Source organism: Streptomyces sp. SP18BB07 (assembly GCF_036322545.1).
Classification (GTDB): domain Bacteria; phylum Actinomycetota; class Actinomycetes; order Streptomycetales; family Streptomycetaceae; genus Streptomyces; species Streptomyces deccanensis.
Window position 1 is genome coordinate 97,309 of record NZ_JAQYWT010000334.1, and the last position, 11,827, is coordinate 109,135.

An 11,827-nucleotide genomic window follows, 5' to 3' on the forward strand; every position below is an offset into this window, starting at 1 on the left:
GCAGCGCGCACCCATGACTCCCGTGACTCCCCGATCTACGGAGATGGTCGACGTGACCGTGACTCCCGGCAGTCCTCCGCGTTCCCCTGCGGCCGACGCCGCCCCGCCGGTGCCGCTCCGCCCGCCGCGGGCCCGGCGGGTCCGCCCGGCTCTGCTGGGTCCCGGTCTGGTGCTGGCGGCCGCCAGTGTGGGTGCCGGGGACATGGTGACGTCGCTCGCGGGCGCGGCCGGGTACGGCATGGCGCTGATGTGGGCCATCGTCATCGGTGTCGTCCTGAAGTACGCGCTGACCGAGGCGGTGGGCCGGCTGTACCTGGCCACCGGGCAGACGGTGATCGCCGGCCTGAAGTCGGCCGCCCGCTGGCTCCCGGCGGCGTTCATGCTCTTCGTGCTGGTCATCGGGCTGCTGTACGGGGCGGCGCTCGGCTCGGTGGCGTCCCTGGCGCTGTCCACGCTGTTCCCCGTGCTGCCCGTCAGGCCCGTCGCCGTCGCCGTCGCGCTCGCGGCGGCGGCGATCGTGTACCTCGGGCGGTACGCGGTGTTCGAGCGGGTGATGAGCGTCTTCCTGCTCGCCAAGTTCCTCGGCATGGCCGTCCTGGCGGTGGCCACGCTCGCCACCGCCGACGATGTGCCCGGCCTGCTCGGCACCCTGCGCCCGAGGCTGCCGGCGGGTGACGTGGTGACGGTGCTGGCGCTCATCGGCGGCGTGGGCGGGACGGCCGGGATCGCGTCGTACAGCTACTGGGTGCGGGAGAAGGGCTGGGCGGACGGGAGCCGGCTGCGGCTGATGCGGACGGACTCGGCGGTGAGCTACGGCGTCACGCTGCTGTTCGTGTTCTGTACGACGGTGGTGGGCACGGGCCTGCTGTACGGCACGGGCGGCAGCATCACCGGCGGCGAGGGGCTGGCCGCGCTCGCCGATCCGCTCGGCGCCGATCTGGGGTCGGTGGCCCGGGTGCTGTTCCTGGGCACGTTCTTCCTGGTGACGCTGAGCGCGCTGGTCGGCGGCTTCAACGGCCTGTGCTACCTGCTCGCCGACTCGCTGCGTGCGCTGCGGGGCGTCCCGGACGCCGAGGCGGAGCCGCACATCGCGCAGCACGGCCGTCCGTTCCGCCTGTTCGTCCTCTACTGCGCCGTCACCTCGGTCGCCGTCATTTTCCTGGGCCGGCCGGTGTCCCTGGTGCTCACCTACGCCGCCGTCGGCTCGCTGATCCTGCCGCTGCTCTCCGGCGCGCTGCTGGTGCTGCTCAACCGCCGGAGCGTGGAGCCGGCGCTGCGCAACCGGACCATGTCGAACACGCTGCTGGGCGGCTCGTTCGTGCTCTTCGGAGTGCTCGCGGTCGTCCAGCTCAAGGAGTCCCTGGGAGGGGCGTGAACCACCTCGTGCGTCATCTCGTCGAGCATTCCGACAAGTACCCCGTGAACCCGACGGGCGACGCGGAGCCGTCGGAGGACCTGTGCTTCCGGACCGCGTACGAGCTCGCCGTGGCGCTGGCCCGGCGCGAGATCTCGGCGCGGGAGGTGATGACGGCCCATCTGGAGCGGATCGAGCGGGTCGATCCCGCGGTGAACGCGATCGTGACGCTGGTGGCCGACCGGGCTCTGGAGCAGGCGTCCGAGGCGGACGACCGGCTGGCGGCCGGTGAGCCGGTCGGTCCGCTGCACGGGCTGCCCGTCGCGCACAAGGATCTGCACGACACGGCGGGCATCCGGACGACGTCCGGCTCACCGATCTTCGCCGAGCGGGTGCCCGACCAGGATCATCTGGTCGTCGAGCGGCTGCGGAAGGCGGGCGCGATCACGCTCGGGAAGACCAACGTCCCCGAACTGGGCCTGGGTTCGCACACCGTCAACCCCGTCTTCGGGGCCACCCGCAACCCCTACGACCTCTCCCGCAGCGCGGGCGGCAGCAGCGGCGGGGCGGGGGCGGCCCTGGCGTGCGGGATGCAGCCCATCGCGGACGGCAGCGACACCGGCGGCTCGCTGCGCAACCCGGCCTCCTTCAACAACGTCGTCGGGCTGCGCCCGTCGCCGGGCCGGGTGCCGTCCTGGCCCGACAGGGCGCCCTGGGGACAGCTGTCGGTGAAGGGGCCGATGGCCCGGACCGTGGCGGACGTCGCGCTGGCCCTGTCGGTGCTGGCGGGCCCGGATCCCCGCGATCCGCGCTCCCTCCAGACGCCCGGTGCCACCTTCGCCTGGCAACTCGACGGCGATGTACGGGGGTTGCGGGTCGCCTACTCGCCCGATCTAGGTGGGGCCGTGCCCGTCGACCCGGAGGTACGGGAGGCGCTGCGGCCGGCGCCGGAGGTGTTCGCCGCGCTGGGCTGCGAGGTCGAGGAGGCCTGCCCGGACCTCCGCGGCGCGGACGAGGTGTTCCTCGCCCAGCGGGCCTGGCAGGTGGAGCTCTCCTACGGGGCGCTGCTGGACGAGCACCGCGACCGGCTCGCCCCGGACGTGATCTGGAACATCGAGGAGGGCCGCAGGCTCGGCGGCCCGGACCTCGGGCGGGCCCAGGCGCTGCACGGCGCGCTCTACCACCGGGTGCGCGAGTTCTTCGAGCGGTACGACCTGCTGTTGCTGCCGGTCAGTCAGGTCGCGCCCTTCGACATCGGGCTGGCGTACCCGACGGTCGTGGACGGCACCCCGATGGAGACCTATCTCGACTGGATGCGCTCGGCGTATCTGATCTCCGTCACGGGCTGCCCGGCCCTGTCCGTGCCGGCCGGGTTCACTCCGGGGGGACTGCCCGTCGGGCTGCAGCTCGTGGGCCCGCACCGGCGGGACTGGTCGGTCCTGAAGGCCGGGTACGCGTTCGAGCGGGCGACGCGGGTCGGGGAGCGGCGGCCTCCGGTGGTGACGGCCGCCGGCTGAGTGCCGGGCACGCCGCCGTCAGTGCGTGTGGTCGGCCGGGGGTTCCTCCGCCGGATTCGGTGCGGCCGCTTCCCCGGCGTCGACCGTGAACGCCGCCGTGTGGACCTTGCCCTCGTGCTTGAAGTCCAGGAAGAGCCGGTAGGTGCCGGCGCTGGGGGCGGTGGCCGTGAAGGAGATCTCGGGGCCGGGCTCGGTCGTGCCGTCGCCGGGCTCGCCGTTCGGGTGGACGTGCAGGTAGGCGAGGTCGCCGGAGCGCAGGGCGACCAGGTGGCCGTACGCGCCGAGGTAGGGCTGGAGGTCGGTGACGGGCCGGCCGTCGCGGGAGACCTTCAGCTTCAGTTCGCTCGCGGCGCCCGGGCGCAGGCCGCCGTCCAGTTCGACGTCGTAGCCGTTGACCTCGGCGGTGTCGCTCGGTGCCGGGAGCTTGTTCGGCTTGTACGTCCCCGAGGCCCCGAGGTCGGCGCCGAGGGTGAGGTTCTCGGCGTCCTCGCCTGTCGGGGTGAAGTCGGCGAAGACGCGGTAGCCGCCCGCCTCGGGCAGGTCGACGGGGGTGCTCCAGGTGCCGTCGGCGGCACGGGTGGGGTGCAGATGGCGGTAGGTGACCAGGTCGCGTGAGGCGACGATGAGGTGGAGTTCCTTGTCGTGCTCGCGCTGGTACGCGGTGACGGCGCGTCCCTCCGCGTCCCGGATGACGAAGCGCAGCTCGGCGCGGTCCCCGGCGGTGACGCTCGGGGTGCGCAGGTCGAGGGTGTAGCCGCCCTCGGAGATCTGCAGTCCGCCGGCCGGGGCGGACGCGTGTGCGCCCGCGCCCTCGCCGGGATCCGGTGACCGGTCCGGTGACTCCTCGGTGTGGTCGTCGTGGCGCGCGGGCTCGCTCTTCGCGGTGTCCGTCACGACGGGTTCGACGCCCTTGCCCACGCCGTAGGCGGTGCCGAACGTCGCGGCCAGCGCGGCGGCGAAGGCGGTGATCCTCAGTCCGGTGTTCATGGCCGTCTCCTTCGAGGTCCGGGTCTCCACAGAGCTCACCATACCCCTGGGGGGTATGGTGTCAAGCACTGTGGGCAGCTTGCCCTCGATACCCCTGAGGGGTATACAGGAAGTAGAACCTCAGGATACCCCCACCCCGTATCCTTGGAGATCGCCGCCCACGCCGTACGAGGGAGCAGCCATGACCGTCATCAGCACCGGGACCGGAACCGCCACGGAGGTGGAGCTCGCCATCGGCGGTATGACCTGCGCCTCCTGTGCCGCCCGCGTCGAGAAGAAGCTGAACCGTATGGAGGGCGTCACCGCGACGGTCAACTACGCCACCGAGAAGGCCCGGGTCAGCTACACCGACGAGGTCTCGGTGGGGGACCTGATCGCCACCGTGGAGGCGACCGGCTACACGGCACGCGAGCCCGCCCCACCCGCACCACCCGCCCGGACCGAGCCCGACGGCACGGACGGCAAGGACGGACCCGACGACTCGGCGGACGTCGAGCTGCGGCCGCTCCGGCAGCGCCTGACCACCGCGGTGGTCCTGGCCGTCCCCGTCGTGGCGATGGCCATGATCCCCGCGTTGCAGTTCGAGTACTGGCAGTGGCTGTCCCTGACGCTGGCGGCGCCCGTGGTGACGTACGCGGGGTGGCCCTTCCACCGCGCCGCCTGGACGAACGCCCGGCACGGGGCCGCCACCATGGACACCCTCATCTCCGTCGGCACCCTGGCCGCCTTCGGCTGGTCGCTGTGGGCGCTGTTCCTCGGCACCGCGGGCACACCGGGCATGACGCACCCCTTCGAGCTGACCATCGTCCGGGGTGACGGCGCCGGCTCCATCTACCTGGAGGCGGCGGCCGGGGTGACCGCCTTCATCCTCGCCGGGCGGTACTTCGAGGCCCGCTCCAAGCGGAAGGCGGGCGCGGCCCTGCGGGCACTGCTGGAGCTGGGCGCGAAGGACGTCACCGTGCTCAGCCGGGAGGGCGGCGAACGCACGGTTCCCGTCGGCGAGTTGCGGGTCGGCGACCGCTTCCTGGTGCGTCCGGGCGAGAAGATCGCCACCGACGGGACCGTCGTCGAGGGCTCCTCCGCCGTGGACACGTCCATGCTGACCGGCGAGTCCGTGCCCGTGGAGGTCGCGGTCGGCGACTCGGTCACCGGTGCCACCGTGAACGCGGGCGGGCGTCTGGTCGTCGAGGCCACCAGGATCGGCGCCGACACGCAACTGGCCCGGATGGCGCGGCTGGTGGAGGACGCGCAGAACGGGAAGGCCTCGGCCCAGCGGCTCGCGGACCGGATCTCCGCCGTGTTCGTGCCGATCGTGATCGCCCTCGCCCTGGGCACCCTCGGCTTCTGGCTCGGCAACGGCGCCGGGCTCACGGCCGCGTTCACCGCCGCCGTCGCCGTACTGATCATCGCCTGCCCCTGCGCCCTGGGCCTTGCCACGCCGACCGCGCTGCTGGTCGGCACCGGGCGCGGCGCCCAGCTGGGCATCCTGATCAAGGGTCCGGAGGTGCTGGAGTCCACGCGCGGGGTCGACACCGTCGTCCTCGACAAGACCGGCACCGTCACCACCGGCCGGATGACCCTGCTGGCCGTGCACCCCGCCAACGGCACCGACGAGGCCGATGTGCTGCGCCTGGCGGGCGCGGTGGAGCACGCCTCCGAGCACCCGGTCGCCCGTGCCGTCGCCGAGGGCGCCCTGGCCCGGCTCGGCTCGCTGCCCACCCCGGAGGACTTCGCGAACGTGCCCGGCCTCGGAGTACAGGGTGTCGTCGACGGTCACGCGGTCCTCGTCGGCCGCGAACGGCTCCTCGCCGACTGGGCCATGGAACCGCCGACGGACCTGCGGCGGGCGATGGAACGGGCCGAGACCTCCGGCCGCACGGCCGTCGTGGTCGCCTGGGACGGCGAGGTCCGCGCGGTCCTCGAAGTGGCCGACGCGGTGAAGGAGACCAGCGCCGAGGCGATCGCACGGCTGCGCGCGCTCGGCCTCAACCCGATCCTGCTGACGGGGGACAACCGGGCCGTGGCGGAGTCCGTCGCCCGTGAGGTCGGGATCGCGCCGGGGGACGTGATCGCGGAGGTGCTGCCGCAGGACAAGGTCGCGGTCGTCGAGTGCCTTCAGGGCGAGGGCCGTTCGGTCGCGATGGTCGGCGACGGCGTCAACGACGCGGCCGCCCTCGCGCAGGCCGACCTGGGGCTGGCGATGGGCACGGGCACGGACGCCGCGATCGAGGCGAGCGATCTGACCCTCGTCCGGGGCGACCTGCGCGCGGCGGCCGACGCCATCCGCCTCGCCCGCCGGACCCTCGGCACCATCCGGTCCAACCTGTTCTGGGCCTTCGCCTACAACGTGGCCGCCCTGCCGCTCGCGGCGGCCGGTCTCCTCAACCCGATGATCGCGGGGGCGGCCATGGCCTTCTCGTCGGTCTTCGTCGTGGGCAACTCCCTGCGCCTGCGGACGTTCCGGTCGGCCGGCTGAATCAGCCGACCCGGGCCGGGGTGCCGTTCCGGCCGGCCTCCCGGCCTCGGTGAATTCGCGACCTTCGTCAATTCACCGAGGCCGTGCCCGGCGGGGTCGCGGAGCGATTCACCCCGGCGCCCGCGACCGTTCGACAAAAACACCGGCGAAATTGCTGGCTCCGCTTCATCCGGGGCGGAAATCCCGGAACTGTGCCGTAAATCACAGAGGCCACGCTCGGGAGATCACCTTTGAATACCCGGCGCTCTTGGCGAATTCCAGACTCCGGTCGCCGGAAAGCCGTCAGGAGCGTTGATCGAATTCGACGTGAGCGATCACTGAGCGTGACGATCGCCGAGGCGGGCGAGCAGCAGGTTCGGGTCCCGCATGGTGAAGAAGGCACCGCTCGGGACGTAGACCGTCCGGTGGCGCACGGCCACGGAGGTGGGGTTGGAGAGCCCGTCGTCCTGGGTGAGGACGACGGTGTGGGTGCCGTCCGGGCGGACGAGGGCAACCTCGTTGCTGAAGATCAGAGCGGCGAGAACGGTGTCGCCGTGCCCGGTGAAGGCGAAGTCGTCGACTCCGGCGAGTCCCGTCGCCCTGGTCTCGATCCTGCCCGCCGAGCCGTCCCGACGGACGGGGACGCGCAGCAGGGTCCGCCGGTCGGTGTTGGAGACCCATACGGCGCCGTCGTGGACCTTGAGTCCGTTCGCGCCGACACCGAAGCCGCCCTCCGAGGCGGACAGCGGCCGGAGGGCGGCGCCCGTGGCCCACGCCGTGGGCGTGCCGCCCCCCTGCGGGACGCGCCAGACGGTGCCCAGCACCGAGTCGGCGACGTAGAGCACGCCTCGGCGCTCGTCGAGGCCGATGGCGTTGGGCAGCCCGTTCGGCGGCAGTTGGGCGATCTGCCGGGGCGTCCCGCCGGGGGTGACACGCCAGACGCCCGTCTTGCGGGTGCCGGTGGCGTAGGTGACGTAGAACGTGCCGTCGTGGGCGCGGGCGATGCCGAGGACGACGTCGTCGCCGACCAGGGGCGTCCGCGGGTTCGGCTCGGCGGGCAGGGTGGCGAGGACACGGGTGTGCCCCTGCTTGGTGACGTGGGCGACCTGACGGGCGGCCGAGAAGGTCAGGTCGGCGGAGCCGTCGGGTTCGAGGGCGATGTTCTCCGGTGTCTGGCCGCGGGTGATGTCGAAGTGGGCGACGACCCGCGGACGGGACACGGTCGGCTCCCCGTCCGGCGGGGGTGCCGCGGCCAGCAGGGCGACGGCGGCGGTGACCGCCGAGACGACGGGCAACGGGCGAAGACGGGGCATCGGTCTCTCCTCGGGCGGGGTCTGGACGCCTCGGTGGCGGCGCCCCACGACCATGACGGCGCGTCCGTCGACGGCGGCGGGAGTCAGGGCCGGGCGTTCGCCCGCACGGCGCACGGCATGCGGCCGGTCGGGGCCTCGCTGGAGCCCGATCGGGTCGGGGCACGCCCATGGCGCACCTTCATGGCGGACGGCGTGGGCCGCCTCGTGGACTGCCGCCCGGGTGGCGTGCTCGGCGTACGGCACCGGGCTCGGCCCGGGCGGAGGCGTCCGGTGAGCCGCAGGTGGGGGGCCTTGCGCGGACACGACGGGAGACCGACACGAGGGGTCGGTGGGGGCAGACGCGTACAGAAGGGCAGACGCGTGCGGAGGGGCAGACGCCGGGGGTGGTACGGCAGCAGCCCCCGTGCCGCCGGGTGATCAGCCGCGCATCGGCGCCGGCGCCCCCTGGCCCGTTCCAGGCCCGCCTCACCCCCGGCCCGTTCCAGGCCCGCCTCACCCCCGGCCCGTTCCTGGCCCACCTCACCCTCCGGCCACCACCTCGGGCCGCAGACCCGCCCCCCGCCTCCACCCCCGGGCCACAGACCGGCCCCCGGCCACCGCCCCCAGCCTCCGCCTCGCCCCCACAGCGCACCTTGCCCCAGCCACGCCCCCCACCTAGCCTGATTTTGTGCCGCGAATAAACAAAACCCGATCGCACAACGCCGTGCCGGGCGACCCCACCGACCCCTCGCACCTCCGCACCCTCCGTATCGCCATCACCGCCTTCTTCGCCCTCGACGGCTTCGTCTTCGCCGGCTGGGTGGTCAGGATCCCCGCGATCAAGGAGCAGACCGGCGCCTCGCCCAGCGCCCTGGGGCTCGCCCTGCTGGGCGTGTCCGCCGGAGCGGTGGTCACGATGATGCTGACCGGCCGCCTCTGCCGCCGCTTCGGCAGCCACCCGGTCACCGTCGCCTGCGCCGTGCTGCTCTCCCTCAGCGTGGCCCTGCCCCCACTGACCCACTCGGCACTCGCCCTGGGCGCCGTGCTCCTGGTGTTCGGCGCGGCCTTCGGCGGGATCAACGTGGCCTTCAACAGCGCGGCCGTGGACCTGGTGGCCGCGCTGGGGCGGCCCATCATGCCCGGGTTCCACGCCGCGTTCAGTCTCGGCGGCATGGTCGGGGCCGGGCTCGGCGGCCTCGTCGCGGGCTCGCTCTCCCCGACCCGCCATCTGCTCGGCATCACCCTGATCGGCCTCCTGGTGACGGCCGTCGCCGCGCCCGCCCTGCTGCGCCACGAGCCCCCGCCGCCCCTCGACCGCACCGCCGCGCGCCCCGCCCGGGAGGCCGGCCCACAGGGCTCCGGCCGCCTGGACGGCCGTACGCGCGCCCTGGTGGTCGTCCTCGGACTGATCGCCGGCTGTACGGCGTACGGCGAGGGGGCGCTGGCGGACTGGGGCGCCCTGCACCTGGAGGCGGACCTGAACGCCTCACCCGGTGTCGCGGCGATCGGTTACTCGTGTTTCGCGCTCGCCATGACGATCGGCCGACTGACCGGAACGACTCTGCTCGAACGCCTGGGCAGGACCACGGTGCTCGTGGCCGGCGGGACCACCGCGACGGCCGGCATGCTCCTCGGCTCGCTCGCCCCCTCGGTCTGGGCGACCCTGCTCGGTTTCGCGGTCACCGGGCTGGGCCTCGCCAACATCTTCCCGGTGGCCATCGAACGGGCCGGCGCACTGGCCGGCCCGAGCGGTGTCGCGACCGCCTCCACGCTCGGCTATCTCGGGATGCTCCTCGGCCCGCCGGCGATCGGTTTCATGGCCGAGTGGTTCTCCCTGCCCACCGCACTCACCAGCGTCGCGGTACTCGCCGCGTTCGCCTCCATCATCGCCTTCGCCACGCGCCACTCGGCCGCGAAATGACCACTCACCGTTGCCTCTTGACCCCTCGCGGTGCATGAAGTCAGCCCTCCGAGAACATGAGGCAACCATTCAGTCGTTCGCTTCGTATAACTCCCTGGAGACACTGCGACCCGGCCGAACAGAGGACGGCCGGAGCGTCACCATCCGCTTTTCCGGATGGTCCCGAACAAGGAGAAACGATGCGACTGTTCGTGCTCAACTACGCTCGCTCCGCTGAGCAGTTGGAGTTCAGCGCTCCGTACACCTACGACTCCGGGCTGCAGTTGAACGTGCTCGCCGATGGGCGGATAGCCGCTCACGACCAGGGACTAATGCGCGAATTGGGGGCGACGACGTCCACCGCGGGTTCGAAGACCCATTTCGACGACTGAACGCGGACCGAACGACGATGACGGTGCTGATCCTCACCAGCGAACAGGACGTGACGGCGGACCTGGTGGTGGCCCGGCTGAACGGGACCGGTGTCCCGGTGGTGCGCCTCGACCCCGCCGACCTCCCCGGCGGGGTGGCTCTCTCCGGCGAGTACGTGCACGGCGCCTTCCGCGGGCACCTGTCCGCCGGCGGGCGCCTGGTGAGCATGAGGGGACTGCGCTCCATCTGGCTCCGCCGGCCGGGGGTCCCGGCCAGCCGGGTGGGCGAGCCGTCCGCCTGGCTGACCGAGGAGTCCTCGCAGGCCCTGTACGGCATGCTGCGCGCCACGGGGGCCCGTTGGATGAACGACCCCGACGCGGCGCGGCGGGCCCGCCACAAGCCGTGGCAGCTCCGGCACGCCCAACGCTGCGGGCTCCCCGTACCGGCCACGCTCATCACCACGTTCCCGCAGGCCGCCCGCGAGTTCGCCGAGCGCTTCCCGGACCTGGTGGTGAAGCCGGTCTCCGGCACCCACCCGCAGGAGCCGGCCCGCACGGTCCCCACGAGCCGCGTCGCGCCCGGCACCGACTTCACCGCCGTGGCGTTCGGCCCCACGCTGTTGCAGCGCCGGATCGCCAAGGCGGCGGACATCAGGCTCACCGCCGTGGGTGACCGCATGCTGGCCGCCCGCAAGGCGGTCGCCCCGGACGCGCACCCCGACGAGGTCGACGTCCGCTTCGCCCCCTCCACCGCGCCCTGGCAGCCGGTGGAGGTCCCGGCACGCACCGCCGCCGCCGTGCGCGCCTATCTGCGGGACGCCGAACTCTCCTACGGCGCCTTCGACTTCGCGGAGGACGCGGACGGGATCTGGTGGTTCCTGGAGTGCAACCAGTCAGGACAGTTCGGGTTCGTGGAGATGGACACCGGCCAGCCGATCGCCCACAGCGTCGCCGAGTGGCTGGCCGAGGAGGGGCCGGGGGCGAGAACACGCCACCCCGACCGGATCCGCGCGACCCCCTGACACCCCGCCACTCAGACGTGCCCCGAGCGCCCGCCCCGGCCAGGGCGGGCGCGCCGCCTTCGGCGGACGTTCCGAGCGTCCTCGTCCGGCAGACTCCTCCCATGGAAACCGCTGAACACATCAGAGCCCTGGACGAGGAAGGCCGGCTGCTCGCCACGGCCGCCCGGAAGGCCGGTACGGACGCCGAGGTGCCGACCTGTCCGTCGTGGCGGGTACGGGACCTGCTCCGCCACACGGGAGCGGTGCACCGCTGGGCCACGGCCTTCGTCGCCGAGGGACACCCCTCGCCCCGGCCGCCCGCGGACGTGTCGGAAGACCTGGACGGTGACTCCCTGCTGACCTGGTTCGAGGACGGTCACCGGCGCCTCCTCGACACCCTGCGCGCCGCCCCCGCCGACCTCGACTGCTGGAGCTTCCTGCCCGCCCCGTCCCCCCTCGATTTCTGGGCACGCCGCCAGGCCCACGAGACGGCCGTGCACCGCGTCGACGCGGAGTCCGCACTCGGCAACGCCCCCGGCTTCCCCGTACCGGACTTCAGCACGAGCCTCGCCGTGGACTTCGCCGTCGACGGCATCGACGAACTGCTGCTCGGCTTCCACGCCCGCCCCAACAGCCGGGTGCGCACCGCGACGCCACGAGTCCTCCGGGTGCGTGCGACCGACACGGACGCCGCCTGGACCGTACGGCTGTCGGCCGAACCCCTGGTGGCGGAGCGCGCGGACGTGTCACGGGCCCCGGACGCCGACTGCGAGATCACGGGCCCGGCGCCCCAGTTGTATCTGGCCCTGTGGAACCGGCTCCCCTTCCCCGCCGTCGACGGCGACCCCGCGCTCGCCGAGCTGTGGCGGGAGACCTCCGGCATCGGCTGAACCGGACCCGGCGGGCGCGCCGACCTTCTTGTCCGCCGGGCCCTACGCCCTCACACTCGG

General features: G+C 73.1%; 9 protein-coding genes. 7 read left to right on the plus strand and 2 right to left on the minus strand.

Annotation, left to right across the window (positions count from 1 at the left end; genetic code table 11):
- The first annotated feature begins 43 nt into the window (after positions 1-43).
- Positions 44-1,375, plus strand: coding sequence for an Nramp family divalent metal transporter (locus PUR53_RS26975; RefSeq protein WP_329897852.1), 1,332 nt, complete (start codon positions 44-46; stop codon positions 1,373-1,375).
- On the plus strand, positions 1,372-2,871 hold the full coding sequence (locus PUR53_RS26980) for an amidase (protein ID WP_329897783.1): 1,500 nt from the start codon (positions 1,372-1,374) through the stop codon (positions 2,869-2,871). The genes PUR53_RS26975 and PUR53_RS26980 overlap by 4 nt, the downstream gene beginning before the upstream one ends.
- Before the next feature lie 18 nt (positions 2,872-2,889).
- On the opposite strand, the gene PUR53_RS26985 is transcribed toward PUR53_RS26980, so the two are convergent.
- Positions 2,890-3,858, minus strand: coding sequence for a hypothetical protein (locus PUR53_RS26985; protein ID WP_329909910.1), 969 nt, complete (start codon positions 3,856-3,858; stop codon positions 2,890-2,892).
- Positions 3,859-4,039: 181 nt separating this feature from the next.
- Between PUR53_RS26985 and PUR53_RS26990 the strand changes: the two genes are divergently transcribed.
- Entirely contained in the window at positions 4,040-6,334 is a 2,295-nt protein-coding gene (locus tag PUR53_RS26990) for a heavy metal translocating P-type ATPase (protein ID WP_329909912.1), read from the plus strand.
- A gap of 314 nt (positions 6,335-6,648) precedes the next feature.
- On the opposite strand, the gene PUR53_RS26995 is transcribed toward PUR53_RS26990, so the two are convergent.
- Positions 6,649-7,626, minus strand: a complete 978-nt coding sequence (locus PUR53_RS26995; RefSeq protein WP_329909914.1) for a hypothetical protein — start codon at positions 7,624-7,626, stop codon at positions 6,649-6,651.
- A gap of 676 nt (positions 7,627-8,302) precedes the next feature.
- Here PUR53_RS26995 and PUR53_RS27000 point away from each other — a divergent pair.
- The 4 genes from PUR53_RS27000 to PUR53_RS27015 all read left to right on the plus strand — a co-directional run bounded on the left by PUR53_RS27000 (position 8,303) and on the right by PUR53_RS27015 (position 11,767).
- Positions 8,303-9,526, plus strand: a complete 1,224-nt coding sequence (locus PUR53_RS27000; RefSeq protein WP_443080366.1) for an MFS transporter — start codon at positions 8,303-8,305, stop codon at positions 9,524-9,526.
- Positions 9,527-9,705: 179 nt separating this feature from the next.
- Positions 9,706-9,897 carry a putative ATP-grasp-modified RiPP gene (gene tgmA / locus PUR53_RS27005; protein ID WP_033525738.1) on the plus strand — a complete coding sequence of 64 codons (192 nt, stop codon included), beginning with the start codon at positions 9,706-9,708 and terminating at the stop codon, positions 9,895-9,897.
- Positions 9,898-9,914: 17 nt separating this feature from the next.
- Positions 9,915-10,898 carry an ATP-grasp ribosomal peptide maturase gene (tgmB, locus tag PUR53_RS27010; protein WP_329897779.1) on the plus strand — a complete coding sequence of 328 codons (984 nt, stop codon included), beginning with the start codon at positions 9,915-9,917 and terminating at the stop codon, positions 10,896-10,898.
- A 101-nt stretch (positions 10,899-10,999) separates the two neighbouring features.
- Positions 11,000-11,767, plus strand: a complete 768-nt coding sequence (locus tag PUR53_RS27015) for a maleylpyruvate isomerase family mycothiol-dependent enzyme (protein ID WP_329909915.1) — start codon at positions 11,000-11,002, stop codon at positions 11,765-11,767.
- The last annotated feature ends 60 nt before the right edge of the window (positions 11,768-11,827 follow it).